Raw genomic sequence first — 24183 nt, forward strand, 5'->3', positions numbered from 1 at the left:
CGCCACACCTAGGCTTTACGGTCGGCCCTCTTGTTGGCTTTCTGGATGGCCTCGACGAGCTGCGGCTTGGTCATCCGGGAGCGGCCCGTGACGTCGAGCTTCTTGGCCACCTGCATCAGGTGTTCCTTGCTGGCGTTGGCGTCGACGCCGCCCGCCGTCTCGGCCTTGGAGCCGCGGCCGCCGGCGGCCTTGGCGTCGCTCGGCCCCTTCTTGGCCTTCGGCTCCCAGTGGTCGCCCACCTTCTCGAACGAATGCTTGACCGCGGAGAAGGCCGTACGGTGGGCCCGCTCGCCCTCGCCGTACTGCTCGACCGCGGAGTCGTGCGTCGCGGCGAACGTGTCCTGTGCTTTCTTCGGCGAGCGCTTCAACGTCGCCGGCATCTCCTCACGTGCTGGCATGTTCCAGCAGTTCCCGGCACACCAGGTCGCAAACCGTCCTACGCTGAAGTGTGTCGGACGGTGAGTTCTGGACGTACGCCGGGCTGCTGGGGCTGAGCGGCCTGGTGCTGCTCGTCCTGTGCGTGACCGGTTTCGGCCAGTCCGGCTTCCTGCGCGGGGTGGACGCGCTGCTCGGGCTGGGCTTTCTCGGCTACGCGGGCTATCTGGCGCTGGCGCGGCCGGACGATCCGTTCACCTTCTACTACATTTTCGCCCTGCCGGTCCTCGCGGTGATCTACGCCCTCGTGTGCCTGCGCCGGGTGGTCAAGCTGCGGCGTCTCGCCGCGAGGTTCATTCCCGATCCGTACGCGGGTGAGACCGGCGACGCCCACACGGAGAGAGCGCCGTTCCCGACGCCGCCGAGCCCCTTGTCGGAGTCCTCGCCGGCCGACGCTCCGGACGCGCCGCCGCCCCCACCGGTCAAGCGCGGGCCGATGCCGTCCGGCCTGCCCTCACGGATGCCACCGCCCGCCGACCGCCCGGGCCGCCCATCCGGCCTGCCCGAGCCACCTTCACCTGAGCAGTCGCCATCGCCGTCGCTGTCGCCGCCGCGGTCACCTTCGCCCGCGCTATCGCCTTCGCAGCCGCCTTCGTTGTCGTCTTCGCGGCGCGCTGAGCTGCCGGACGCCGAGCCGTCGCGCCGGGGGCTCCCGTCCGGATCGCCGGCGGGGCCGCACCTCGCCGGGCTGCCGCCCGGCCTGCCTTCCGACTTCCTTTCCCGGCCGCCGTACGAGTCTTCGTCCGGGCGGCCTTCCGAGCCGTCTTCCGGGTCATCGTTCGAGCGGCCTTCCGAACCGTCACTCGGGCGGCCTTCCGAGCGCCGGTTGGAGATCGGACCGGCTGACTACGCCGGGCGGCACTCGGCGCCCGGCGTGACGCCGCCGCCCGCTCCGCCCGCCGAGGCGCCGGCCGGCGACCCGCGGAACTCCGCCGACCGGTTCCCCCAGTCGCCGCGGTACACCCCACGGTCGTACGAGCAGAAACCCGCCGAAGGCGGACGGCACCGGGCCGCCGAGCCGGACGACGCCGATTTCGCCTGACCCTTCGGCGGGTGGCAGATTAATGGCCATGGACTACCGCCGGACCTTCCGCGCCGCCGCCGTCACCTTCGTCGACCTCGTCTCCCGCGTGCCGGCCGAGCGCTGGGACGCGCCGGGGCTCGGCGAGTGGACCCTGCGCGAGCTGGTCGCGCACACCGCCGGGTCCGCCCTGCGCCAGGTTCCCGACGTGCTGGGCGCCCGCGCCGAGACCGCCGCCGTGACCTCGCCCGAGGCGTACTGGACGTTCGCCCGGTCGGTGCCGCCGTCGGTGTACGCGGAGGCCGTCGCCGCGTCGACGGTGCTCGCCCGCCAGGCGGCCGGCGAGCTGGGCGACCACCCGGCCGACCTGATCGGTGAGCTGGCCGGCCGGGCCACCCAGGCGCTGGCCGCGGCCGGTGACGACGACGTGGTCTCGACTCCCGTGGGTGGCATGCGCGTCCGCGATTGGCTGCCCACCCGTACGTTCGAATTGGTGGTCCACGGTCTTGACGTCGCGGCCGCGGCCGGCGTCGAGGCGGCCTTCCCGCCGGACGCGGTCTCCGAGGCCACCGCGCTCGCGGCCCGGGTCGCGGCGGCGCTGGGCGACGGGCCCGCGGTACTCTTCGCGCTCACCGGCCGCGCGCCGCTGCCGAAAGGGTTCTCCGTCCTCTGATGTCCACTTTCGCGCTCGCCGGCCGCCGCGTCGTCCTGTTCGCCGCCGTCTACGCGGCGCTCGTGGTGATCGTCCAGGCCGTCAACCTCACCGTCGTCACCGCCGGCGCCACCGATCCGACCTCCGTCACCACGACGGCGTCGGTGCTGCTCGTGAGCAGCCTGGCCGGCCTGATCGGCGTGGTCTGCGTGCTGGTGCTGTTCATCTCGGTCACGGTCTGGACCATCGCGGCACACCGGCTGAGTGCTTCAGGTCCGGGTTTCCTGGGGTACGCGGCTCTGGTGCTCACCACGGTTCTGATCGCCCTGGCTTACGTGCTGCCCACCCGCATGCCCACTGTGGCGACGATAGTGGCCACCGACTCGGCCCTCCGGCTGGGAGCGGTGGCCGTCCTGATCGCGGGGGTCCTCACCGTGCGGGCCCGGATGCGCCGGCTGACCGGCGAGGCCACGCTGGGCGCGCGGCAGCCGCTGGTCACCGCCGACGACTGGGACGCCTCCACGTGGGACCCGACGGTCATGAGCGAGATCGACCGCCGCCGCCGCCGGTGAAGTAGGCCCGCAGCCGGTCGGCGTACGGCCATCTCCGCTCGGCCTCGACGAATTCCGGGTACGGCGACGACCCGTACAGGTCATCGCCGATGTAACGCGGAAACACGTGCACGTGATAGTGCCAGGCATCCTGATTGCCGGCCGGCTCGTTGTGCTGCCGCACCGAGGTGCCGTCGCAGGCGTAGACGTGCTTGAGCGCGACCGCACACTCCTTGACGACATCGTGGACGGCATGCCCATAGCCGGCCGGAAGCTCGTAGAGGTTCTCGTGGTGGGCGTTGGGCACCACGAGCAGATGCCCATGGTTGCCCGGCCACCACCTCGGCGACACGAACGCCGTGGCTTTCTCGGTGCGGCGCACGATGTCGCGCTGGGTGTTCACCCGGCGCTCGTCCTCACCGCCCGCGACCAGCCGGCAGAACGGGCAGGCGTAGCCGTCGGGCTCATGCGCGTACACGCCACTCCCCACATAGGCGAGGACGAGATCCTAACCTCTCTTAAGATCGCGCGGTGAGCAGCTTTCCGGCCCAGGCCGCCCGGGTTCGCGACCACTGGATGCCACCGCTCCGGCGGATGCTCGCGCTGCGTGAGTGCGTTCTGCACTTCACTCCGTACGGCTTCCGCGCCACCTGGCACCACCTTCTCGTCAGCGCGGGCGTGCCCGTCTGGCTGGAGGACGATCCGGATTCCCTGCTCCGCGCCCTCGACGAACTCGAAGAGGCCCGGAATCTGTGGCTCGCCGAGACCCGCGCCTTCGCCGCCCGCCGCCGCACCGAGAAGGCCGCCGGCCATCGCGCTCCCCGCGCCGCCGACTCCTGGCGCACCTCCTGGATGACCCATTCACCCGCGCCGGAAGCACACTCAAACAAACGCCTGATTGAAGTCGTCGCCCACCTGATCGAGCACCACCACATCGATGCCGCGCCCGCCCTCGACCCCCGCACCGCCCTGCCCTGGCCCTTGATCTGGCAGCGCGCAATCCGCCGCGGCCCCACCATCGGCGGCGGCGACATCACCCGGTTCCGCGCCGAGTTCAGCCCGGCCGGCGCCGACCGCCGCTTCGGCACCTTCCAGCTCTACGTGCGGGGCACGGCGCTCGGCGACAGCACGACCACGGCCCTCTACCCGCACCTCAGCTCACTGCGTTCCCTCAGCGACGCCGCCGCCAGCTCCGGCCCTCGGCCACCTTCGCCGCTGTTCCTGGACGACACGTTCGACCACCTGACCATGACCCTGGAACTGACCGAGGAGGACATGGCCTTCGCCTTCACCACCCGCCCCCTCGCGGAGTGGGGCAATCCCCCACCCTGGTCCCCGCCACCGGGCCGAACGCTGCGCCTGCTGGTGCCCCGCGCCGACGTCACAGCCGCCTGGCACGAGGCCGAGCCGAAATTCGAGCGCCTCCTGAGCTAGAACGCTGGCGCGAGGGAGCTAGAACCTGGCGCAAGGCTGAGCCGGAGTTCGTGCGTTTCTTGAGCTGAGCGCCGATATTCGCTGGCGCGATCGCCTTCCGACGGCGCAAGGTCGGCGGCGTGGTGACGGTCAGAAGGTTCCGCGACGAGGACGCCGGGGTGCTGTGGGCGTTGAACGCGCTGCCGAACATCGGTGACACGGCCGACCTCGCCGTCCCGATCCCGCTGCCGGCGCTGGCCGAGCCGCCCGCCGAGTTTCCCGACCTCGCCGACGTCGAGGCGACGTTCCTGGCGAGAGGCGGAGAGTTTCTTGTCGTGGAGCTGGACGGTCACCTGGCCGGAATGGGCGGCTACCGGCCCGGCACCGACGGCACGGCCGAGGTTCTCCGGGTGCGGGTCCATCCGGCCACGCGGCGCCGTGGGATCGGGCGGGCCCTGATGGGCGAGCTGGAGCGGCGCGCGGCACGGGCCGGGCTGACCTCGCTGCACCTCGACACCGCCACCAACCAACCACCGGCCATGGCGTTCTACCGGGCACTGGGCTATCGCGAGGCCGGCCGGGAACATCAGGCGGGCTGGACCTGGACGCTGGTGTATTACGTCAAGGAGCTCGCTCCATCCGTACACCTAATCCTCTCCTGAGAAACGCTCCCAGGCGGACTGCTTGGTGATGCCCAGGGCAGCGCCGATCGTCGTCCAGGTCGTGCCGCGGCTGCGCAGCAGGCGGGCGATGCGGCCGACGGCGCGGTCGACGTGATGCCGCAGCGAGGCGACGCGGACCATGGTGGCGATCAGCTCGTCGTCGGTCTGGTCCTCCCAGAGCCGGACGCCCTCGGGGCGCTTGCCGGCGAGGACGTCGTTGCAGAGGTGGACGCACTCGTCGCAGATCATCGGGCCGGGGCCGGCGATGAGCTGGGACACCTCCTGCTCGGGCTTGCCGCAGAAGGAGCAGCGCAGGTCGAGGTCGGTCACGGGAGCCTCCCTTACGTCAGGACCACCCTGACGCATTGTCAGGCTAACCCTGACGGCGGCGGTTGGCTACCATTCGCGGTCGGCGGACGCGGGGGTTGGCATGCTCGAGGGTTGGCACGGGTGGTTCGGGACGATCACGGGCGTGGTCGTCCTGACCGTGGTCGCGTTGCCGGTGGTGGCGCTGCTGACCTGGGTGGTGGCGAGGCGGCGCCCCAGGACCTGGGCCGAGGTCGGCATCGTCTACGGGACGGTGCCGTGGGTCTGGATGATCCTGCTGCCCAACGACGGGGACGACGTCAACCGGGCCCGGGTGAACCTGGTGCCGCTGCGCGATCTGATCACGGTTCTGGGCGACGGGCCGGTGACGGCGACCGTTCAGATCGTGGGCAACCTGCTGGTGTTCGCGGCGCTCGGGTTCTTCGGGCCGCTGCGGTTCGCGGCGCTGCGGTCGGTGCCGCGGGTGCTGGCCCTCGGGGCGGCCTGCTCGATCCTGGTCGAGACCCTGCAATACGTCCTTCGGCTCGACCGGGTGTCCTCGGTGGACGATGTACTGATCAACGCGGCGGGCGCGGGACTGGCCGCACTGGCGTCGCGCCACTGGTGGCGCCGGCCAGAGGGCGATCCGGTCGCGCCGGACCGCCCGGTATCCGCACGCGCGCAAGTGTGACGTGCGGCACCTGATTCAGCGAGCGCTCAACGGGGAAGCAGAGCGGCATGAAAATCTGGCCCGGGAACCCTTACCCGCTGGGCGCGACGTACGACGGCGGGGGCACCAATTTCGCGCTGTTCTCGGAGGTGGCCGAGCGGGTCGAGCTCTGTCTCTTCGACGACGACGGCGTCGAGACGCGGATCGACCTGCCGGAGCGGGAAGCGCTGGTCTGGCACGGCTATCTGCCCCGGGTCGTTCCGGGACAGCGGTACGGATATCGCGTGCACGGACCGTACGACCCGGCGAACGGGCTGCGATGCAATCCGAACAAGTTGCTGCTCGATCCGTACGCGAAAGCGATCGACGGGCGTAACGACTGGAACCAGGCGCTGTTCTCGTACAACTTCGGCGAACCGGACTCGGTCAACGACCAGGACTCGGCGCCCTATTCGCAGAAGTCCGTGGTCATCAACCCGTTCTTCGACTGGGGCAACGACCGGCCGCTGCGGATCCCGTTCCACCAGACCGTCATCTACGAGGCTCACGTCAAGGGCATGACGCAGCGGCACCCGGACATTCCGGAGGACGTCCGCGGCACCTATTCGGGGCTCGCCCACCCCGCGATGATCAAGTACCTGCAGAAGCTGGGCGTCACGGCGGTCGAACTGATGCCGGTGCACCAGTTCGTGCACGACAGCACGCTCGTCGACCGCGGCCTGACCAATTACTGGGGCTACAACACGATCGGCTTCTTCGCCCCGCACAACGGCTACGCCTCGTTCGACGGGCACGGCGGTCAGGTGCAGGAATTCAAGTCGATGGTGAAGGCGCTGCACCAGGCCGGCATCGAGGTCATCCTCGACGTGGTCTACAACCACACCGCCGAAGGCAACCATCTCGGCCCGACACTGTCGTTCCGGGGCATCGACAATCCGGCGTACTACCGCCTGGTCGACGACCAGAAGCAGTACTACTACGACACGACCGGCACCGGGAACAGCCTCAACGTGCGCCACCACGAATCGCTGCGGCTCATCATGGACTCGCTGCGCTACTGGGTGACGGAAATGCACGTCGACGGCTTCCGGTTCGACCTGGCCGCCGCCCTGGCCCGCGAGTTCCACGCCGTCGACCGGCTGGCCGCCTTCTTCGACCTGGTCAACCAGGACCCGGTGGTCTCGCAGGTCAAGCTCATCGCCGAGCCGTGGGACGTCGGCGACGGCGGCTACCAGGTCGGCGGATTCCCGCCGTTGTGGACCGAATGGAACGGCCGCTACCGCGACTCGGTCCGCGATTTCTGGCGCGGCGAGCCGTCCAGCCTGGGCGAGTTCGCGTCCCGTTTCACCGGCAGCTCCGACCTGTACGAGATCGACGGCCGCCGCCCCATCGCGTCCATCAACTTCGTGACCGCGCACGACGGCTTCACCCTCAACGACCTGGTGTCGTACAACGACAAGCACAACGACGCCAACGGCGAGGAGAACCGCGACGGCGAAAGCCACAACCGCTCCTGGAACTGCGGCGTCGAAGGCCCCACCGACGACGCCGACATCGTGGCCCTGCGCGAACGCCAGAAACGCAATTTCCTGGCCACCCTGCTCCTGAGCCAGGGCGTCCCGATGATCGCCCACGGCGACGAACTGGGCCGCACGCAGGGCGGCAACAACAACGTCTACTGCCAGGACAACGAAATCGCCTGGGTCGACTGGGTCGACGCGCGCAACCAGGACATCTTGACCGGTTTCACCAGCCGCCTGCTGGAACTGCGCGCCAAACACCCCATCTTCCGCCGCCGCCGCTTCTTCACCGGCGACCCGGTGACGGACGACAAAATCCCCGACATCGCCTGGCTGCGCCGCGACGGCCAGCCGATGACCGAGGCCGACTGGAACACCCGCAGCGGCATGACCATGACCGTCTTCCTCAACGGCCACGGCATTCCGGAAAGGGACGCCCTGGGCGAGGCCATCACCGACGACTCGTTCCTGCTCCTGTTCAACCCGCTCGGCGAACGCGTGGCCTTCACCCTCCCCGACCGCCAATTCGGCCGCACCTGGGAAGTAGTGGTCAACACGGCCGACCCGCTGCTGGCCGCCCGCCGCAAAACCACAAAAGCAGGCGGCCAATACGAGGTCTCCGGCCACACCATGGTGGTTCTTCGCTGCCGCTACTGAAAGCCCGGGGTGGGGTGAGCAGGGCGCTCACCCCACCCGAACGTCCCGAGCGCGGCGAATCGCCCGTTCAGGTCATCGACCCATTCCGGCGGGGTGCGGTGGTCCGGCAGTGAAACTCCGGCCTCAGCCCGCCAGAGAGCGTCGCCGAGCACGGTGCGCAGGTGCCAAGCCATGATCCGGTCCACGTTCAGCGTCGTGCCGGACAGCCGCTCGTAGTGGACGACGGTTGCCAGGAACAGCTCGATGCCGCAGTCGCCGGGCAGGCACCGGAGGTCGAACTCGGGTTCGCCCGGGCCGGCGGTCTCCCAGTCGACCACCAGGGACAGCCGCCGCGACGCCGCGTCCCAGAGATGGTTGTCGCCGTGGAAGTCGCCGTGCACCAGAACGGTGCGCCCCGGCGACGCGAGCACCCGGTCGGCCCAGTCACACCACGCCGCCATCTGTTCCCATTGGTCAGGCCGGAGGAACGCACCGAGTCGGCTCCGCAAGATCTCGGTCGAAGCCGGCGGCGCCGGCGAGGGCAACGGTCCGACCGCCGCCAGCACCCGAGGGTCGTGCAATCCGGCCAGAACCGTGGCGATGTCACGCGCGGCGATCTCCCGATCGGCCGGGGCGATCAGGCGGCGTACATCGAAGAACGGAATCGCGGCCACCCGGCGCGTCACCAGCATCGCCGGGTCCCTCGACGCCACCACCACGACCGGCAACGGCAGCCCCGGTGTGACCGCCCGCAGCGCCTCCACCAGCCGTGCCTCACGGCAGATCCGCCGGGCGGGCGGCTCCGCCCAGGCGAACTTCACCACCACCCGCCCGTCGACCACAGCACTGGCCCCGCTCCACTGAGGATCGTCGCCGGCCTCCAGCCCACGGGTGACGATCGTGCTGGCGGCCAGCTCCGGTGCGACCTTGCGCAGCCCCACCCGCAACGCTTCCACGGTCGGCTCGTCCAGCCAGCTCAACGCCATGAACCAAGCATGGCCGATGACCGGCGTGCCGAGTACGAGACCGGCGATGAGCGAGTGGTGGTTCCGGCCCCGGCTGCCGACCTCTTCATGACGAGGTCGGACCGCGTGACGCTCCTCGCCGGGTCGTGGAGCAATTGACCACACGGTCGCGGATTGCTCAGGGTGCCGCGCCCGGTCGTGCTCCCCGCAGTGGTCGTCACGGCCTCCGCGAGGGCTGGACGAGCCCCGCCCGCGGCGAGGGCGGCACGGGCCTCGCGTCACACGGCGCGGCGTTTGAGGGCGTCGGGCCAGCCCGGGAGGTCGGTGGCGGCGCGCTCGGAGGGGCCCACGTAGTCGGCGGACGGACGGATGATTTTGGCCAGGCGCTTCTGTTCGAGGATGTGTGCGCTCCAGCCGGCCGTGCGGGCGCAGGTGAAGACGGCCGCCAGCAGGTCGGCGGGTACCTCGGCGAAGTCGAGGACGATCGCGGCCCAGAACTCGACGTTGGTGGCCAGGACGCGGTCGGGCTTGCGCTCGCGGAGCTCGGCCAGGGCGGCACGTTCCAGGTCGAGCGCCACCTCGTAGCGCGGGGCGCCGAGCTCGCGGGCGGTGTCGCGCAGGATGGTGGCGCGCGGGTCCTCGGCGCGGTAGATGGCGTGGCCGAACCCCATCAGACGGTTACCACTGTCAAGCACTTGTTTGACATAGCTACGCGCGTCCGCGCCGCGCTCGACGGCCTCCACCATGCCCAGGGCCCGGGCAGGCGCGCCACCGTGCAGCGGCCCGGAAAGCGCGGCGACCGCCGCCGACAGGCAGGCGCCGACGTCGGCGCCGGTGCTGGCCACGACCCGGGCGGTGAAGGTGGACGCGTTCATGCCGTGCTCGGCGGCGCAGACCCAGTACCGGTCGATCGCGGCGACGTGCCGCGGGTCCGGCTCCCCCCGCCACCGGATCATGAACTGCTCGGTGACGTCGCGCCCGGCATCGACCAGACGCTGCGGCACGGCCGGCCGGTCACCCCGCGCCGAGACCGCCACCTGGTCGAGCATCGAGGCCGTGGCGTAGGCGAGATCGGCCCGCGCCTGAGCGTGATCGACGTCGATGAGCGGCCGAAGCCCCAGAGCCGCCACCGCCGCCTGCACATCAACCCGCGCGTCACCCGTGCGCACAGCCGCCACCGATCCAGGCAGCACCGAGGCAGGCGTAGCCGATCCGGATGCTGCCGAGGCGGACGTCCCGGAAGCGGCAGCCGGGGAAAGGGCGGCCGGGGTCAGCGGGTGGGCGAAGTCGCCGTCGGTGAGCAGGCCCCAGACGTCGCCGAAGCCGACGGCGCCGGCGAGGGAGCGCACGTCGACGCCGCGGTAGCGCAGGGCCCCGCCGTCCCGGTCGGGCTCGGCGATCTCGGTGTCGAAGGCCACGACACCGGCCAGTCCTGGATTGACAGTCAGCATGTTCTCACCATGCGGCCGACTCATGTTGACGTCAATGTTGATCCAGTCAACATGAGAGGATGTGCACATGGACACGCTGACCACCGAACAGGTCGCCGAGCGGCTCGGCGTCAAGCCCGCGACGATCTACGCGTATGTCAGCCGCGGCCTGCTGCGCAGCGTGCGCAACGGCGACGGCAAGGTCAGCCTGTTCGCGCGGGCCGAGGTGGAGGCGTTCGAGGCCAAGCGCAAGGGCGGCGGCACCCCCGGCATCCAGACCGGCCTCACCCTGATCAGCGACGGCCGCCTCTTCTACCGCGGCCACGACGCCACCGAACTCGCCGCCACGGCCAGCTTCGAGTCGGTCGCCAACCTCCTCTGGACCGGCACGCTCGAACACACCGCCCTCGCACCGCCACTCGATCTGCTCGAACTGGCCGTCGCCGTGACGGCTCCCCTGCCGCCCGCCGCCCGGCACACCGACCGCCTCCGGGTGATCGCCGCCGCGGCCGCCGCCGCCGACCCGCTGCGCTTCGACATCACCCCGGCCGCGGTCGTCACCACCGGCCGAGCCCTGCTCGCCACCATGGTCGCGGCACTGCCCATCCCGCCCCGGACCGCGCCGCCGCCCACGACCCGCGGCGGAGGGGAGATCACGCAACTGCCCGCCCGGGCCCAGGACGAAGCCGCCGCGACAAGTGCCGGCCCCCACCCGGATCTGGCCGCTGAGCTGTGGGTGCGGCTCACGGGCGGGCGCGGCACACCGGCTGATCACGAGGTGCTCAATGCCGCCCTCGTGCTCTTGGCCGACCACGACATCGCCGCGTCGACTCTCGCGGCCCGGGTGGCCGCGTCCACGCGGGCCCACCCGTACGCGGTGGTCGGTGCCGGCCTGGCCGCGCTCGACGGTCCGCTTCACGGTGCCGCCAGTGGACTCGCCCACGAACTGCTCACCGATGCTCTGTCGCGGCGCGCGCCGGTCGAGGCGGTGGCGGCACGGTTGCGGGCGGGCGAGACGATCCCCGGGTTCGGGCACCGGCTCTATCCGGACGGAGATCCTCGGGCGAAGGTCCTGCTCGGCCTGCTCGGCGACGGCCCGGCCGCGATCTGCGCCGAGGAGATCGCGGAGGCGATGCGCGACCGTTCCGGCGTCCATCCCAATGTGGACCTGGCGCTCGCCGCGCTCACGCTCGATCGCGGCATGCCGCCCGACGCCGGCGAGACGATCTTCGCGGTGGCACGGACGGCCGGATGGCTCGCTCACGCACTCGAGGAGTACGGCGACAGGCCCTCCCGCTTCCGCCCGTCCGGCCGCTACGCCGGCCGCACCCCGGCATAGAAGCCACCGGATCCCCGTGCTGAGGCCCACGAGAGGCCGGCCGTACGTCAGAGCATGAACTTCATCCTCGGGGCCGACGTCACCGTGAACCCCAACCCGGCGTAGAGGCGGTGGCCTTCCGGGGTGGCGCTCAGGTCGACCCGGTCGGCGTCGATGGACCGGGCCCAGTCGACGACGTCTCGGACGAGGGTCGTGCCGTAGCCCCGGCCGCGGTGGCCGGGAAGGGTGATGACGTTCGCCAGCCGCACGGTGCGGCCCTTGGCGCAGAACGGATTCGGGACGCCCAGTTCCAGCGTGCCGATCGCGGTGGCGACGATGGCGCCGCCGGATTCGATGACAGGGAAACGGGCCTCGCCCGGACTGCCGACGAAGCGGGCGAACCACGCGGCCGCATGGGTCCGCCACGGTTCCGGTGGAGCGTCGTCGAACAGCAGCGTCCACAAGGCCAGCAGCTCGGCGTGGTCGCGCAGGGTTGCCGTGCGCAGGCGGCCGGTCGTCGTCGTCACGCCGCCATCGTGGCATGGACGCGGTGCGAGAGATCTAGGGGCGGGCGCCCGGCTGCGGGACCATCCGGCCGATCATGCGGATCGATTTGTCGATCGTGTCGAAGCCTCTCGGGAGCATGACCGACTCGTACGCGGCTACGGCTTCGGGGAGGGGCTTTCCGGAGAGGATCTCGGCCGCCAGGAGGGCGGCGTCCTGGAGCGCGGTGTTCGCCCCGACGCCGCCGGCCGGGGGCATCGTGTGAATGGCATCGCCCAACAGTGTCACCTGGCCGGATGACCAGGGGGTGATACGTGTGCCGGCGCGGATGGCGATCGGGAAGAACGAGGTGGGGTCGGCGGCGGCGAAGAGGTGCCGCACGGCCGGGTGCCAGGTCGCGCTCGCGTCGAGGCAGATCTGTTGCAGCGCTTCGGAGGGCAGGTCCAGGTTTCCGAGTACGCCGGTGGGTGCGACCAAGGTGGTCATCAGGTAGTCCGGCACGCCGGCCGGGGTGCGGAAGCGCACGGGGGCGAAACCGGCGCCGTAGCCGTTCGCGCCGGCGACCCAGCTGAAGCCCCGGCCGAAGTCCGGCGGCAGAGTGGCGCCGTCGAGCGGCATACGCCCGTAGAGACACCGCAATCCCAGATCGCGCAGCGTCGCCGACGGAGCCAGCTGCCGACGCACGGCCGAGCCGACCCCGTCCGCACCGACCAGCAGATCACCTTCGTCGAAAAACGACCCGCCGCCGGACGAACCGTCGCCGGACGAACCGTCGCCACCATCGGAGGACGCGGTGCCGCCGGCGGAGGACGCGGTCACGCCGACGGAGGACGCGGTGCCGCCGGCGGAGGACGCAGGGCCGCCCGGCGAGGAAGAGGTTCCGCCGACGACGGACGCAGGGCTGGCCGCCGTGGATGTGGGGCTGCTGGCGGAGAAGGCTGGGCGGCCGACGGAGGCAGCGGTGCCGTCGGTGGAGGGCGTCGGGCTCGTGGTGGGCGGGCTGGTGGAGAGGGCTACCCGGACTCGGCCCGAGGGGGTCAGGTCGTAACCCGTCACGGTGTGGCCGAACGAGACGTCGAGGCCGGTCAGCAAGGACTGGCGGAACGTGTCCCGGTCGACGTTGGTGATCTCGGAGGCGGGGATGTCGGGGAAGACCTGCGACGAGAGCTCCACCAAATCCTGCGTGTAGAAGGCGATCCGGTCCCCCGTATCGCCGCTGGTGCGGTGGGCCAGGTCGAGGACCTCGGGTGGCAGGCAGGCGCGCAGGGCCTCGTTGCCGTCGTGGTCGATGTGGATGCGGTAGCCCTGCCGGCGGGTTTGCGGCGAGGGATCACGCTCGTAGACGGCGACCTCCAGGCCGCCGCGGCGCAGGGCCTGGGCCAGTGCGAGGCCGCCGATGCCCGCGCCTGAGATGAGTATTCGCATACCGGGGACCGTACCAACCGTACGCATGAGTTTGTCAAGCGTTTGGTTGATTAGCTCATGCGTAGAATCAACGACTGTGCCAGGTCCCCGCAGGTCACCCAAGCCGCAGGAGCGTCAGCGCGACCCCGAGCGCACGCGCCAGAAGATCCTCGACGCCGCCGCCGCCGAGTTCGCCCAGCACGGCTACGCCGGGGCTCGCATCCGGGCCATCGCCGAGCGCGCCGGGGTCAACCAGCAGCTGCTGTCGTACTACTTCGACGGCAAGCAGGGGCTGTTCCGGGCCATGACGGAGCAGTGGGGGCAGCGCCAGGCCGAGATCTCCGAGCCCGGCACCTCGCTCTCCGAGCAGCTCCGGCGGTACACGCTGGAGAACCTCAACAACCCCGACGGCGTCCGCATACTCGCCTGGAGCGGCCTGCAGTACGACGGCGAGGACCCCGGCGGCGAGGCCAGGACCGCCATGCTCGCCCGCGGTGTCGAGCAGATCGCCGAGCAGATCGGCCGCGACAATCCCGACATCGACCCGGCCTGCCTGCTCATCATGCTGATGGCGGCCAGCATGGCCCCGACCACCATGCCCCAGGTGATCGCGGGCCTGTGCCGCGCCGACCCCAGGGATCCCGAGTTCGTCGACCACTACGCCGAGCAGGTGGCCTTGATCGCGCGGAAACTGGAAGAGTAGGCGCCATGCCGAACGACGAAGTGCCCTTGCTCGAGGCCCTGCACACCACCCCGGCCCGCCGCTACCTGTCCACCGAGCCGATCAGCGACGACATCGTCCGGGCGATCCTCGACGCGGCCATCCGCGGCCCCAGCGGCGGCAACCGGCAGGGCTGGGCCTGGATCGTCGTGCGCGACGCCGAGGTCAAGAAGCAGATCGCCGGCTGGTACCGCGAGGGCTGGGAGTCCAGCTACGGGTCGCGGCGCGAGGAGATCCTCAACAGCGACGACCCGAACGGCATGAGCGCGGCCAGTTTCCGGGCCGCCGACCACCTCGCCAACCACCTGGAGGAGGCCCCGGTCTGGATCTTCCCGGTGCTGCTGGGCGCCGCCGCCAGCAAGAATCCGCGGCTGGGCTCCTCGATCTACGGCGCCGTGCAGCAGCTGATGCTGGCCGCCCGCGCGTACGGCGTCGGCTCCACGCTGACCACCCTCTACATGGGACACGAGAAGGACGTACGAGAGCTGCTCGGTCTTCCCGAGGACGCCCTGACCATGGCGCTCATTCCGCTCGGCTACCCGGCCCGGGGCAAGTGGTCGCAGCCGAAGCGGCGTCCACTGGACGAGGTCGTGTTCTCCGAGCGCTACCGTACGGAGTCATGACGTACGTCAAGAGCATCACCTTCGATTGCCAGGACGCGCTCGTGGTGGCCCGCTTCTGGGCCGGAGCCCTCGGCGGCGAGCTCGACGAGGACTCGACGAGCGACAAGGCCTACGTCGAGGCGCCCGGCTGGGGCGGGCCCAACCTGTGGTTCCAGCGCGTCCCGGAGCCGAAGACGGGCAAGCTGCGCATGCATTTCGACCTGCGCGCGGCCGACATCCCGGCCGAGCGCGAGCGGCTGGAGGAGCTCGGCGCCACCTTCGCCTGGGAGGCGCACGGCCTGATCGTCATGCGGGACCCGGAAGGCAACGAATTCTGCGTGGAGAACTGACTCAGGTTTCCCCCGCCGCGCCCGATATCCGTGGTCACAAGACCGCTGATCGAGGAGGACCCACGGATGGGTCAGACGACGCTGCGCCCGATGCCGGTGCGCGAGGACCACTGGAAACCCCAGGACCGCATCTACGAGGGCATCCTCGAACGCTGCGTCGCGAACGCCGAGGACGACGAGGCCCGTGACGGCACCGCGGAGATGATGGCCGGCGGCCTGATCATCGTCGTGCTGTTCCTGATCATCATGGCCGGTGCCAACAACGCGACCGCCGCCCTGATCGTCTGCGGGATCCTGGCCGGGGCCGGCTTCCTCTACATCGTGAGCGCCTCCAAGCCGGGCAAGGGCAACCGGGCCCTCGCGCTGGCCGGCATCGGCGGCCCGGGCCGGCTGCCCGCCGGATATCTGGTGCACCCGACGGCGTGGCAGGCCGGCATGGCCCAGCACGTCGCCGGGGTGCCGGAGTCGCAGCTGCTGGCCGCCTCGCAGATGTGCCACATCTTCCCGGGCACGGTCGACGACCTGATCAGCTTCGTCGGCCACGTGGCCATCCACGTGCCGGTGACGCAGGCACAGACCGCCGAGGACGTGCAGCGGCGGGCCAAGGAGCTGGTCCGGATCGGCATGCCGATCGTCGTGGACTACGCCAAGAGCGCGCCGCCGCTGCCGGTGCCGGGCGAGCCCGGTGGCAAGAAGGGCAAATCTAAGAAGAAGTGAGTACGGCGTAACGGCCGCCCTCGTCGAGCAGGGTGTCGTGGGTGCCGGACTCGAGGATCCGCCCGTGGTCGACCACCGCGATCTGGTCGGCGTCGCGGATCGTGGACAGGCGGTGCGCGATGGTCACCGTGGTCCGGCCCCGCGACAGCTCGTCGAAGGCCTTCTGCACGGCGCGCTCGGTCTCGTTGTCGAGCGCGCTCGTGGCCTCGTCGAGCACCAGGATCCGCGGGTCGCGCAGCAGGGTGCGGGCGATGGCGATGCGCTGTTTCTCGCCGCCGGAGAACCGGTGGCCGCGGGATCCGACCATCGTGTCGTAGCCGTCGGGCAGCGCGGCGATCACGTCGTGGATCCGCGCGGCCCGGGCCGCCGCCTCGATCTGCTCGTCGGTGGCGTCCGGCTTGGCGTAGCGCAGGTTCTCCCGCACGCTCGTGTGCAGCAGATAGGTCTCCTGGCTGACCACGCCGACGACCGAGGCCAGGTCGGCGAAGGACAGGTCGCGCAGGTCGACGCCGTCGATGGTGACGCGGCCCGAGGTCGGGTCGTAGAGCCGGGCGATGAGCGCGGCCAGGGTGCTCTTGCCGCTGCCGGTCTCCCCCACCAGGGCCAGGGAGCTGCCCGCGGGGACGTCGAGGTTGACGCCCGCGATGGCGGCGGTGCCGCTGTTGGCGTACGAGAAAGTCACGTCCTCGAAGCGCAAGTGGCCCCGCGCCGCCGTGAGACGCACGGGCGCCGCCGGCTCCTCGACCTCGACCGGAAGGTCGAGATATTCGAAGATGCGCGCGAACAGGGCCAGCGAGCTGGTGACCGTGACCTGGACGTTGAGCAGGCCCATGAGCGGGCGGAAGATGCTCGACTGCAGGGCGGTGAAGGCGACCAGGGTGCCGATGCTCATCGAGCCGGCGCTGAACGGCAGGCCCGCGGCGAGGTAGATGACCGCCGGGATGGCGGCGAAGACGATGCTCATCGAGGCCATCCGCCAGCGGCCGGCCAGCTCCGAGCGCAGCTCGAGGTCGATGAGCCGGTCGGAGGAGGCGGTGAAGCGCTCGACCTGGGCCGGCCCGGTGCCCATCGTCTTCGACAGCTGGACACCGCCGATGGACAGGCCCTCCTCGATGATGACGTTCAGGTCGGCCAGCTCGCGCTGGCGCTGGGCGGTGATGGCCCGGCGCATGGTCGCGACGCGGCGCGTCAGCCAGATGGCCGGCGGCAGCACGACGAGCGTGACCAGGGAGAGTTGCCAGCTGAGGGCGGCCATGGCGACCGCGGTGGCCACGACCGTGGTGAGGTTCGAGGCGATCGAGGTGGCGGTGGAGGTGACCACCGACTCCATGCCGCCGATGTCGTTGGTGATGCGCGACTGCACCTCGCCGGTGCGGGTGCGGGTGAAGAACCCGATCGACTGGCGCTGCAGGTGGGCGAAGACGTCGACGCGCAGCCGGTGCATGACCTTCTGGCCGATCGCGGTGGAGATCCACGTCTGCACGACGCCGAGGGCGGCGGTGACGGCGGCGACCACGACCATGCCGATGACGAGCCAGACCAGCAGGCGGACGTCGTTGTGCGGCAGCGCGACGTCGATGACCTCGCGCAGCAGGAACGGTGAGGCCAGGCCCACGAGGGACGAGGCGATGATGGTGAACACGACGACCCCGAGGGGCCAGCGGTGTCCGGTGAACAGGGCGCCGATGCGGCGCAGGGAGACACTTCTCGCCTGCGCGATCTCGGCCTGGGTGGGTTTCTTGCGGCTGGCCAAGTGCGACCTTCTCTCATCCCGTACGAATTACTGAGGTTACCTCAACGTGAGGCTACAACGGTAATCGCTGGTACGGTATTCCCCGTGCACGAGGAGGAGAGTCTGTCTGAGGCCTTCTGGGCCGTGGCCCGGCGGCTGCGGAACCGGACGAAGGTCGCTCTGGAGCCGTGGGACCTGTCGCCGTCGCAGGGCCGGGCCATGAACGTGCTGGCCCACCACGGCGACCTGCGCCTGAGCAGCCTGGCCGAGCATCTGCGGATCGCGCCCCGCTCGGCCACCGAGGTCGTGGACGACCTGCAGCAGCGCGGCCTGGTCGAGCGGCGGCCCGACCCGGTCGACCGCCGGGCCGTGCTGGTCACGCTGACCCCGCACGGCACGACGGTGAACACCGAGATCCAGGCCGCCCGGCAGGCCGCGAGCGCCCGGCTGTTCGCCGCGCTCGACCCGGCCGACCGTCAGGACCTGGCGCGCGTCCTGGAGAAGCTGCGCGACGAGGGCTGACGCTTGCGGGTGACGGCGGTCAGGCAGGCCGCGGAGCCCGCGACGGCGAAGACGGCGATCAGCAGCGGCATCGGCACCTCGGCCCCGGCCAGGCGGACCAGGACGGCCAGCACGACCAGGGTGGCCAGGCTGACCCCGAACGTCACGGCGGCCACGTGGGCCAGCACGTCGCGGGCCGGGCCCGGTCGCGGGTGGCCACCGGCCGGCACGCGCAGCGCCTCGGCGAACTCGTCGCACACCCGGACCAGCGAGCCGGCGTCGGTGATCCGCCGCTCGGCCGCCGTGAGACGGCGCAGCTCGGCCAGGGCCACGGCGTTTCCAGGATCGAGATTCAGGGCTTTGCCGTACGCCTCGCGAGCGCTCAGCGGACGGCCCGAGGCGAACAGAGCCATCCCGTACGCCACCTGGAGCTCCGCGTCGTAGTGGGCGAACTCGGCGTACGCGGCCAGGACCAGCTCGGCCTCGGCGACCCGCCCGGCGGCCAGCAGCGCCCGCCCGTGGCGCTCGGCCAGCCGCGGGTTGCCCGGGTCCTCGTCGCAGGCGGCGACGGCCGCGGTGACGGCCAGCTCGTGGCGGCCCAGCGCCGTGTAGGAGGCGCTCACCCAGTAGAGGGCGTCGATGCCACCCGGCCGCAGCCCGAGGGCGGCCCGGGCCGCTTCCAGAGCCTCCGACGGGCGCCCGAGGGCCAGGTGGGCCCGGGCCAGCAGCAGCCAGGCGCCGGCGTTCTCCGGCTCGGCGCCCACTACGGGCGCCAGGAGGGACGCGGCCTGACCGGCGTGCCCGCTGCCGAGCAGGTCACCGGCACGATCGAGAACGAGTTCGCTACGCACACCCTGGAAGATCGGTGGCGTACGGGTCCCGGTGGAGTCGCCCCCGGGTGCGGTCGGGGAGCCGCCGCCGGCCGGCGAGCAGGGCCCCGGCCAGCAGGAGCTCGGCGATGTCGCCGCCGTGGTACATGAGCTCGGCCCCGCCCTGGCGCTCGGCGACCGGGACGGGCAGGTCCAGGACGCCCGCGTACAGGAGCTGGGACAGGATCGAGTGGAAGGCGATGGCCACGCCCAGGACGGCCAGCCGGTACGGCACGGACGGGCGTCTCGGTGCGGGATCGGGGCCGGCGATGACCCAGGCGAACAGGTAGCCGGCGATCGGGAAGTGGACGTGGACCAGCAAATGCAGGGTGGGGTCACGGGTGGTCGCCGCGTACAGCGGGGTCAGGAACAGCACGGCGAGGCCGCCGAGGTTGAGCGTCAGGGCGACGACCGGGTGGGCCACGGCGTGGACGAGCCGGTGGCGCATCAGGCGGCCGGCGGCCAGGGCCAGGCAGCCGGTGAGGAAGAAGGCGGTCCGCCACCAGGGCCAGGGCCGCCGGCCGACGGTCGCCAGGACCTCGTAGGCGATCGCCACCAGCAGGATCAGCCCGCCGTCGGCCTGATGGGTGTGCGTCACTCGAGGGGTGGGGCGTCGCGCCGCAGGAGCCAGCCCCACAGCGCCCGGGAGGCCCAGGCGCGGCCGCGGTTCGAGTTCACCCGGGAGTAGAGCAGGCCGATGCCGGTCAGGACGGCCAGCCACGTGAACGTGTGGAACAGGCCGTCGACGGTGTCGGCCGGATAGCGGCCGGTGCTCGTCAGCAGGTGGTGCCATTGCAGCAGTTGATGGAGCAGGATGCCGTCGACGAAGCGCCGAGGCCGACGCCCAGAACGACACCCGGCAGGGCGAGCAGGCGGGCGCCACGGTCCGTGGCCCTGTTCGGCGTGGCGACAGCCATCTGACGACCCCTTTCACAGCGATGCGCCCGGGGCATGCCCCGGGCGCATGGCGATACGCGCGGGTCTATTCGTTGCGGGCCGTCCCGGGTCCGGTGATGCGGCCGAGCAGGGGCATGGTGGAGGCGATCAGGGCCAGGGAGACGGCCAGGCCCAGGGCCACCAGGGCGTAGTAGGAGGCGGACGGGGCGACCAGGTTGTCCTGGAGCTGCGAGCGCAGGAACAGGTGGGCCGACAGGAAACCGGCGGCGATCGCCACCACCGACACCGCCAGCAGCGGGACGGCGCTCTCCAGGGTCACGACGCGGCGGAGCTCGGCCAGGCGTACGCCGGTCAGGCGCAGCAGGCTGAACGGGCGCTTGCGTTCGTTGAGGCCGCCGGTGACCGCGACGGCCAGGGCGCAGCCGGCGATGACCAGGCTGGTGACGACGACGATGTCGGCCAGGCGCTGGAACTGGACCAGGGTGCGGGCGAAGTCGCTGTTCCACTCCCGGTCGGTCAGGGGCGGGCGCAGCGCCGGGAAGGCCGACTCCATGACGGTGCGCGAGGTCTCGACGGCCGCGGGCGACCCGTCGGTGAGGACCACCAGCGACAGCACCGGTGCCTGCTCGAGGGACGCCGCGCTGACCGGGGCCGCCTCCCAGTGGGTGGGTATGCCGTCGGGGGCGGCCAGGTCGGAGAAGACGCGGGCCACCTCGGCCCCGGGCGGGCAGCTGCCGTAGTCGCGCAGGGCGGCCAGGTCGGCGCACGGGATCAGGCCGGGCAGTCCCGGATCGCCCCGGTCGTCGAAGTAGTGCACGACCTGGACCGCCCGCACGCCCGGGATGGTCGACAGGGAGGCCGGGATCGCCGCCGTGCTCAGGCCCTTCTCCCCCGGTGCGAGATCTTCCGGGAAGGCCGTCATGGCGAGCTTGGCCGCCGAGGCCGACCGGTCGCCCTGCGCCGACACCATGGTGCCGATGACGCCGGTGGCGACGCTGGTGACGAACAGGGCCAGCATCAGGCCGCTGACCGCCCGGAAGCCGGCGCGCGGGTCGTCGGCCAGGCGCCGGCCCGCGATCAGCCCGGCCGGGTGGCGCGACCAGCGGGCCAGGGCCCGCGAGCCCAGCAACGTCAGATAGGGCCCGGCGATGATCAGACCGACCATGACCATGAGAATTCCGGAGAGGTACGCCGTCAGCTGTCCATGGGACGTCGAGGGCCGCCGCCCGACGAACCAGGCCAGTTCGGCCAGCCCGGCGGCCAGCGGCACGAGACGCCACGCCCGCGGCGGTCGCGGGGTGACCCGGCGGGTGACACCGAGCGGCGAGATCCGCACCCGCCGCAGGGCCAGCCGGGCCGCCACGGCCGCGCCGAGCGGCACCCCGATCAGCACGGCCGCGATCTGCGGCCAGGTGAGCGTCAGATGCGACGGGTGGAAACGCTCGCCGGTGAACGGGATGTGCGCGAGGCCCCACCGTACGGGCAGATAAAGCCCGAACCCCACGACGGCGCCCAGCGCCGCCGCCACGGCCGACTCCACGGTGGCCAATGTGGACACCTGACGCGGCGTCGCACCGAGCAGCCGCATCGCGGCGAAGCGCTGCTCACGCCGGGCCGCCGCCAGCCGGGTGGCCGTGCCGACGAACATGAGCATCGGGAAGAGCAGGGCCACGCCGACGACGCCGAGGGTCAGCGTGAGAGCCTCGCCGCCGATGCCGATGTAGCAGCCGTCGCACTCCGAGGGCGAGACGGCGACGATCCGGTCGATCCGCACCGCGCCGTCGCGGGCCTTCACCTCCGCCACGGGCAAGCCGACCACGATGACCAGGGCATCCGGCCCCGGCAGAGCGTCCTCGCCGATCACGCCGGCCGGCGCGCCGGGGAACCGGGCGCCGAGCTCGGCCGCCGGCGTCGCCCCGATCAGTCGCATCAGCGCCGGCGACGCGTAGTAGGAGCCCGCACCGGGCAGCGCGGGCATGCCGGGCGGCACCGGCCCGGACGGACCGGTCGGCGCGACGTCGATCCGGATGATCGAGCGGCCGTGGAAGTAGTCCTGGCGCGGCGCCCACCAGGCCGGGTCCTGCGCCGCGGGGCCGGTGGCGGCGCTGGTCACGCCGCTGTTGAGCCACGAGTAGCGCAGGTTCTGGGCCTGCACGGCGTTGACCCCCGCGAGCACGCCGAGCAGCATGGCGACGCCGATCGCGACGGCGCCGCCGATCAGTGCGAGGCGGCCCAGGCCGTCGCGCCCGAACGCCATCCGCAGGCCGAGGCGGATCACGACGTCCCCACCGGAGAGGTCACCCGGCCGTCGCGGACCATCACCTCGCGGTCGGCGTAGGCCGCCACCCGCGCGTCGTGGGTGACCAGGACGACCGTGGTGCCCTGCTCGCGGGCCGTGCCGACCAGCAGGTCCATCACCTGCTCGCCGGTGAGCGAGTCGAGCGACCCGGTCGGCTCGTCGGCGAAGATCACTTCGGGTTCCGCCACGAGCGCTCTGGCCAGCGCCACTCGTTGCGCCTGACCGCCGGACAGCTCGCCCGAACGGCGCCCGCCGAGTCCGTCCAGGCCGAGCTCCGCCATTCTCAGATCTGCCCGTCTCGCGGCTTCCGCTCGCCGCATCCCGGACAGCAGCAGCGGGAGCGCGACGTTCTCGGCGGCCGTCAGCTCGGGCACGAGCTGGCCGAACTGGAAGACGAAGCCGAACCGGTCGCGGCGCAGCGCGCTGCGCGCCGCCTCGCCCATCGTGTCGAGGCGCTCGCCGCCGACGTGGATCTCGCCCTCGTCCGGCACCAGGATGCCGGCCAGGCAGTGCAGCAGCGTCGACTTGCCGGAGCCGCTCGGACCCATGATGGCCACGATCTCGCCCGTGTCGACCAGGAAGTCGGCCCCGCGCAGGGCCGGGGTGTCACCGAAGGAGAGCGACACGCTCCGCGCGCGCAGCATCGCCGTCATGACCTCACCTGATCCCGGAGCGCGTCGAGGCGGGCCGCGGTCGTGTCGATCCAGCGCAGGTCGGCCTCGAGGTGGAACAGGCCGTGGTCGGCCAGCAGGCCGTCGACGAGCCCGCCGGTGCGCTTGATCTCGGTGAGCTCGCGCATGCGGGCCAGGTGGGCCCGCCGCTGGGTGTCGAGGTATTCCTCGGCCGGGCGGTCGAGCATGAGGGCCAGCACCACCTTGGCGAACAGGACGCTCTGCAGGTGGGGCTCGGCGGCGACCGGCTCGGTGAGCCAGGCGTTCACCTCGGTGGCGCCGGCGTCGGTGATGACGTAGCGCTTGCGGTCGGGGCCGCCGCCGGCCGCGATCTCGTCCATCACCACCTTGCCGTCGCGGGCCAGGCGGGACAGCGTCGAGTAGACCTGCCCGAACGGCAGGGACTTGCCGCGGCCGAAGTACGTGTCGTAGTCGCGCTTGAGGTCGTAGCCATGGCTCGGCTCGCGTTCGAGGAGACCCAGCAACGTCAAGGGAACGCTCATGCCCAGCACCCTACACCGGGGGTATACACCGGGTATATAGCGCTCGCGGAAGTGGCACAGACCACGACCTGAGGGGTTCAACCCGGGCGACCGGCGTCCGATCTAGGCGGTTGCAAATGTGGAGCGAAAGGAATCGCCATGAGCATGAGCATCGGCCCCTCCCCCTGGGCCACCCACGCGACGCTGGTTCACCTGCGCAAGGACTGCCTGCAACTGACCACCGACGTGGTGGCGCGGGCCGACAAGAAGGTCATCGCCGCCGACCGTGCGGCCGTCATGGACAGCCGCCGGACCCTGCAGAATCACCTCGACGTGACTGTGTAAAGGATCGGCCGCGGGCCGGGTGCAGGTCAGGCGTCGCCGGTAGGCGTTAGGGAGCGATGATGCTCCGACACCGCCTCCAGCATCCCGGACAGGAAACGGCGGACCATCTCCAGATCGTCCACGCTGAACTGGTCCATCACCGCGTGGCTGCGGGCGCCCAGCGGCTCGAAGAACTCCCGGGCCAGGGCCATCGCCGGCGCCGAGTAGCGCAGGTGCACGACACGGCGGTCGGCGCTCTCCCTCGTACGCCGCAGATGCCCGACCTTCTCCAAGCGGTCGATGACCGCCGTGGTCGCCCCCGAGGAGAGGCCGAGCTGCTGGCCGAGACGGCCGGGCGTCAGCGGGTCGCCGCGGCGCTCGGCGTGCATGACCGCGGCCAGGGCCTGCAGATCGGTGTGATGCAGGCCCTGGAGGTGCGCGAACGCGTTCGCCACGTGCTGCGCCTCGATGCTGTAGAGGCGCAGCAGGTCCACCAACTCGGCCTGCAGCTGTTTCCGATCATCCACGCTC

Annotated in this window: 30 protein-coding genes; 14 read left to right on the forward strand and 16 right to left on the reverse strand. The window is 71.4% G+C overall.

What is annotated here, in order from left to right; all coding sequences use genetic code 11:
• Positions 1-8: 8 nt before the first annotated feature.
• Positions 9-398 carry a ChaB family protein gene (locus tag CRP55_RS19010; RefSeq protein ID WP_097321423.1) on the reverse strand — a complete coding sequence of 130 codons (390 nt, stop codon included), beginning with the start codon at positions 396-398 and terminating at the stop codon, positions 9-11.
• 50 nt (positions 399-448) lie between these two features.
• Here CRP55_RS19010 and CRP55_RS19015 point away from each other — a divergent pair, with 50 nt between their 5' ends.
• The 3 genes from CRP55_RS19015 to CRP55_RS19025 are packed head-to-tail and all read left to right on the forward strand — an operon-like array spanning position 449 to position 2680.
• A complete protein-coding gene (locus CRP55_RS19015; RefSeq protein ID WP_097321424.1) occupies positions 449-1477 on the forward strand; it encodes a hypothetical protein in 1029 nt (342 codons plus the stop codon).
• A gap of 28 nt (positions 1478-1505) precedes the next feature.
• Positions 1506-2129, forward strand: a complete 624-nt coding sequence (locus CRP55_RS19020) for a maleylpyruvate isomerase N-terminal domain-containing protein (protein ID WP_097321545.1) — start codon at positions 1506-1508, stop codon at positions 2127-2129.
• Positions 2129-2680 (forward strand): hypothetical protein, encoded by a 552-nt coding sequence (locus CRP55_RS19025; RefSeq protein ID WP_097321425.1) that lies wholly within the window; start codon positions 2129-2131, stop codon positions 2678-2680. The genes CRP55_RS19020 and CRP55_RS19025 overlap by 1 nt, the downstream gene beginning before the upstream one ends.
• Here CRP55_RS19025 and CRP55_RS19030 read toward each other — a convergent pair.
• Positions 2646-3137, reverse strand: coding sequence for an HIT family protein (locus CRP55_RS19030; protein ID WP_097321426.1), 492 nt, complete (start codon positions 3135-3137; stop codon positions 2646-2648). The two genes, CRP55_RS19025 and CRP55_RS19030, sit on opposite strands and share 35 nt — an antisense overlap.
• Before the next feature lie 53 nt (positions 3138-3190).
• Between CRP55_RS19030 and CRP55_RS19035 the strand changes: the two genes are divergently transcribed.
• Both CRP55_RS19035 and CRP55_RS19040 read left to right on the forward strand, forming a co-directional pair.
• Entirely contained in the window at positions 3191-4093 is a 903-nt protein-coding gene (locus tag CRP55_RS19035; RefSeq protein ID WP_097321427.1) for a hypothetical protein, read from the forward strand.
• Between the two features lie 119 nt (positions 4094-4212).
• Positions 4213-4734 (forward strand): GNAT family N-acetyltransferase, encoded by a 522-nt coding sequence (locus CRP55_RS19040; protein ID WP_097321428.1) that lies wholly within the window; start codon positions 4213-4215, stop codon positions 4732-4734.
• On the opposite strand, the gene CRP55_RS56485 is transcribed toward CRP55_RS19040, so the two are convergent.
• Positions 4720-5064, reverse strand: coding sequence for a ClpX C4-type zinc finger protein (locus CRP55_RS56485; RefSeq protein WP_281260796.1), 345 nt, complete (start codon positions 5062-5064; stop codon positions 4720-4722). The two genes, CRP55_RS19040 and CRP55_RS56485, sit on opposite strands and share 15 nt — an antisense overlap.
• Before the next feature lie 100 nt (positions 5065-5164).
• On the opposite strand from CRP55_RS56485, the gene CRP55_RS19050 reads away from it, so the two are divergent.
• Together CRP55_RS19050 and glgX are read left to right on the forward strand one after the other, a co-directional pair.
• The gene (locus CRP55_RS19050; RefSeq protein ID WP_097321430.1) at positions 5165-5731 is read left to right on the forward strand and encodes a VanZ family protein; all 567 of its coding nucleotides are present in this window, start codon (positions 5165-5167) and stop codon (positions 5729-5731) included.
• Positions 5732-5778: 47 nt separating this feature from the next.
• The gene (gene glgX / locus CRP55_RS19055; RefSeq protein WP_097321431.1) at positions 5779-7887 is read left to right on the forward strand and encodes a glycogen debranching protein GlgX; all 2109 of its coding nucleotides are present in this window, start codon (positions 5779-5781) and stop codon (positions 7885-7887) included.
• Here glgX and CRP55_RS19060 read toward each other — a convergent pair.
• Both CRP55_RS19060 and CRP55_RS19065 read right to left on the reverse strand, forming a co-directional pair.
• Positions 7881-8852: a phosphotransferase family protein gene (locus CRP55_RS19060; RefSeq protein WP_097321432.1), complete on the reverse strand. Its 972-nt coding sequence runs from the start codon at positions 8850-8852 to the stop codon at positions 7881-7883. The genes glgX and CRP55_RS19060 overlap by 7 nt on opposite strands.
• A 257-nt stretch (positions 8853-9109) precedes the next feature.
• On the reverse strand, positions 9110-10282 hold the full coding sequence (locus CRP55_RS19065) for a citrate synthase 2 (protein WP_097321433.1): 1173 nt from the start codon (positions 10280-10282) through the stop codon (positions 9110-9112).
• A 67-nt stretch (positions 10283-10349) separates the two neighbouring features.
• On the opposite strand from CRP55_RS19065, the gene CRP55_RS19070 reads away from it, so the two are divergent.
• Positions 10350-11600: a citrate synthase family protein gene (locus tag CRP55_RS19070; RefSeq protein ID WP_097321434.1), complete on the forward strand. Its 1251-nt coding sequence runs from the start codon at positions 10350-10352 to the stop codon at positions 11598-11600.
• A 47-nt stretch (positions 11601-11647) separates the two neighbouring features.
• On the opposite strand, the gene CRP55_RS19075 is transcribed toward CRP55_RS19070, so the two are convergent.
• Complete coding sequence (locus CRP55_RS19075; RefSeq protein ID WP_097321435.1) at positions 11648-12106, reverse strand: GNAT family N-acetyltransferase; 459 nt, start codon at positions 12104-12106, stop codon at positions 11648-11650.
• Between the two features lie 34 nt (positions 12107-12140).
• Positions 12141-13508: an FAD-dependent oxidoreductase gene (locus CRP55_RS53940; protein WP_097321436.1), complete on the reverse strand. Its 1368-nt coding sequence runs from the start codon at positions 13506-13508 to the stop codon at positions 12141-12143.
• Between the two features lie 76 nt (positions 13509-13584).
• Between CRP55_RS53940 and CRP55_RS19085 the strand changes: the two genes are divergently transcribed.
• The 4 genes from CRP55_RS19085 (at position 13585) to CRP55_RS19100 (ending at position 15877) form a co-directional block, all read left to right on the forward strand.
• The gene (locus tag CRP55_RS19085) at positions 13585-14190 is read left to right on the forward strand and encodes a TetR/AcrR family transcriptional regulator (protein WP_245923160.1); all 606 of its coding nucleotides are present in this window, start codon (positions 13585-13587) and stop codon (positions 14188-14190) included.
• Between the two features lie 5 nt (positions 14191-14195).
• Positions 14196-14831: a nitroreductase family protein gene (locus tag CRP55_RS19090; protein WP_097321438.1), complete on the forward strand. Its 636-nt coding sequence runs from the start codon at positions 14196-14198 to the stop codon at positions 14829-14831.
• Positions 14828-15160: a VOC family protein gene (locus CRP55_RS19095; protein ID WP_097321439.1), complete on the forward strand. Its 333-nt coding sequence runs from the start codon at positions 14828-14830 to the stop codon at positions 15158-15160. Before CRP55_RS19090 ends, CRP55_RS19095 begins: the two co-directional genes overlap by 4 nt.
• Positions 15161-15226: 66 nt before the next feature.
• Positions 15227-15877 (forward strand): hypothetical protein, encoded by a 651-nt coding sequence (locus CRP55_RS19100; RefSeq protein ID WP_097321440.1) that lies wholly within the window; start codon positions 15227-15229, stop codon positions 15875-15877.
• Here the strand turns inward: CRP55_RS19100 and CRP55_RS19105 are convergent.
• Positions 15864-17630 (reverse strand): ABC transporter ATP-binding protein, encoded by a 1767-nt coding sequence (locus tag CRP55_RS19105; RefSeq protein ID WP_097321441.1) that lies wholly within the window; start codon positions 17628-17630, stop codon positions 15864-15866. The two genes, CRP55_RS19100 and CRP55_RS19105, sit on opposite strands and share 14 nt — an antisense overlap.
• An 84-nt stretch (positions 17631-17714) precedes the next feature.
• On the opposite strand from CRP55_RS19105, the gene CRP55_RS19110 reads away from it, so the two are divergent.
• The gene (locus tag CRP55_RS19110) at positions 17715-18131 is read left to right on the forward strand and encodes a MarR family winged helix-turn-helix transcriptional regulator (RefSeq protein WP_097321442.1); all 417 of its coding nucleotides are present in this window, start codon (positions 17715-17717) and stop codon (positions 18129-18131) included.
• Here the strand turns inward: CRP55_RS19110 and CRP55_RS19115 are convergent.
• The 7 genes from CRP55_RS19115 to CRP55_RS19135 all read right to left on the reverse strand — a co-directional run bounded on the left by CRP55_RS19115 (position 18086) and on the right by CRP55_RS19135 (position 23349).
• Entirely contained in the window at positions 18086-18961 is an 876-nt protein-coding gene (locus CRP55_RS19115; protein ID WP_179855244.1) for a tetratricopeptide repeat protein, read from the reverse strand. The two genes, CRP55_RS19110 and CRP55_RS19115, sit on opposite strands and share 46 nt — an antisense overlap.
• Positions 18954-19577: a cytochrome c oxidase assembly protein gene (locus tag CRP55_RS53100; RefSeq protein ID WP_218854622.1), complete on the reverse strand. Its 624-nt coding sequence runs from the start codon at positions 19575-19577 to the stop codon at positions 18954-18956. The genes CRP55_RS19115 and CRP55_RS53100 overlap by 8 nt, the downstream gene beginning before the upstream one ends.
• Positions 19574-19795: a DUF2243 domain-containing protein gene (locus tag CRP55_RS54685; protein ID WP_342751553.1), complete on the reverse strand. Its 222-nt coding sequence runs from the start codon at positions 19793-19795 to the stop codon at positions 19574-19576. Before CRP55_RS54685 ends, CRP55_RS53100 begins: the two co-directional genes overlap by 4 nt.
• Positions 19756-19896 carry a hypothetical protein gene (locus tag CRP55_RS54690; protein ID WP_245923161.1) on the reverse strand — a complete coding sequence of 47 codons (141 nt, stop codon included), beginning with the start codon at positions 19894-19896 and terminating at the stop codon, positions 19756-19758. The genes CRP55_RS54685 and CRP55_RS54690 overlap by 40 nt, the downstream gene beginning before the upstream one ends.
• 65 nt (positions 19897-19961) lie before the next feature.
• Positions 19962-22154, reverse strand: a complete 2193-nt coding sequence (locus CRP55_RS19125; protein ID WP_097321444.1) for an FtsX-like permease family protein — start codon at positions 22152-22154, stop codon at positions 19962-19964.
• On the reverse strand, positions 22151-22828 hold the full coding sequence (locus tag CRP55_RS19130; RefSeq protein WP_097321445.1) for an ABC transporter ATP-binding protein: 678 nt from the start codon (positions 22826-22828) through the stop codon (positions 22151-22153). The genes CRP55_RS19125 and CRP55_RS19130 overlap by 4 nt, the downstream gene beginning before the upstream one ends.
• Positions 22825-23349 (reverse strand): PadR family transcriptional regulator, encoded by a 525-nt coding sequence (locus tag CRP55_RS19135; protein ID WP_097321546.1) that lies wholly within the window; start codon positions 23347-23349, stop codon positions 22825-22827. The genes CRP55_RS19130 and CRP55_RS19135 overlap by 4 nt, the downstream gene beginning before the upstream one ends.
• Before the next feature lie 138 nt (positions 23350-23487).
• On the opposite strand from CRP55_RS19135, the gene CRP55_RS19140 reads away from it, so the two are divergent.
• Positions 23488-23673 carry a hypothetical protein gene (locus CRP55_RS19140; RefSeq protein ID WP_097321446.1) on the forward strand — a complete coding sequence of 62 codons (186 nt, stop codon included), beginning with the start codon at positions 23488-23490 and terminating at the stop codon, positions 23671-23673.
• Between the two features lie 26 nt (positions 23674-23699).
• On the opposite strand, the gene CRP55_RS19145 is transcribed toward CRP55_RS19140, so the two are convergent.
• Entirely contained in the window at positions 23700-24179 is a 480-nt protein-coding gene (locus CRP55_RS19145; RefSeq protein WP_245923162.1) for a MarR family winged helix-turn-helix transcriptional regulator, read from the reverse strand.
• Between the last annotated feature and the right edge of the window lie 4 nt (positions 24180-24183).

It is taken from the genome of Paractinoplanes atraurantiacus (genome assembly GCF_900215205.1).
Lineage (GTDB): Bacteria > Actinomycetota > Actinomycetes > Mycobacteriales > Micromonosporaceae > Actinoplanes > Actinoplanes atraurantiacus.

Coding starts and splice junctions, on each gene's coding strand:
- CRP55_RS19010 (WP_097321423.1), bottom strand. CDS start 398: ATGCCAGCACGTGAGGAGATGCCGGCGACGTTGAAGCGCTCGCCGAAG.
- CRP55_RS19020 (WP_097321545.1), top strand. CDS start 1,506: ATGGACTACCGCCGGACCTTCCGCGCCGCCGCCGTCACCTTCGTCGAC.
- CRP55_RS19025 (WP_097321425.1), top strand. CDS start 2,129: ATGTCCACTTTCGCGCTCGCCGGCCGCCGCGTCGTCCTGTTCGCCGCC.
- CRP55_RS19050 (WP_097321430.1), top strand. CDS start 5,165: ATGCTCGAGGGTTGGCACGGGTGGTTCGGGACGATCACGGGCGTGGTC.
- glgX (WP_097321431.1), top strand. CDS start 5,779: ATGAAAATCTGGCCCGGGAACCCTTACCCGCTGGGCGCGACGTACGAC.
- CRP55_RS19060 (WP_097321432.1), bottom strand. CDS start 8,852: ATGGCGTTGAGCTGGCTGGACGAGCCGACCGTGGAAGCGTTGCGGGTG.
- CRP55_RS19065 (WP_097321433.1), bottom strand. CDS start 10,282: ATGCTGACTGTCAATCCAGGACTGGCCGGTGTCGTGGCCTTCGACACC.
- CRP55_RS19070 (WP_097321434.1), top strand. CDS start 10,350: ATGGACACGCTGACCACCGAACAGGTCGCCGAGCGGCTCGGCGTCAAG.
- CRP55_RS53940 (WP_097321436.1), bottom strand. CDS start 13,508: ATGCGAATACTCATCTCAGGCGCGGGCATCGGCGGCCTCGCACTGGCC.
- CRP55_RS19090 (WP_097321438.1), top strand. CDS start 14,196: ATGCCGAACGACGAAGTGCCCTTGCTCGAGGCCCTGCACACCACCCCG.
- CRP55_RS19095 (WP_097321439.1), top strand. CDS start 14,828: ATGACGTACGTCAAGAGCATCACCTTCGATTGCCAGGACGCGCTCGTG.
- CRP55_RS19100 (WP_097321440.1), top strand. CDS start 15,227: ATGGGTCAGACGACGCTGCGCCCGATGCCGGTGCGCGAGGACCACTGG.
- CRP55_RS54690 (WP_245923161.1), bottom strand. CDS start 19,896: ATGGCTGTCGCCACGCCGAACAGGGCCACGGACCGTGGCGCCCGCCTG.
- CRP55_RS19130 (WP_097321445.1), bottom strand. CDS start 22,828: ATGACGGCGATGCTGCGCGCGCGGAGCGTGTCGCTCTCCTTCGGTGAC.
- CRP55_RS19135 (WP_097321546.1), bottom strand. CDS start 23,349: ATGAGCGTTCCCTTGACGTTGCTGGGTCTCCTCGAACGCGAGCCGAGC.
- CRP55_RS19140 (WP_097321446.1), top strand. CDS start 23,488: ATGAGCATGAGCATCGGCCCCTCCCCCTGGGCCACCCACGCGACGCTG.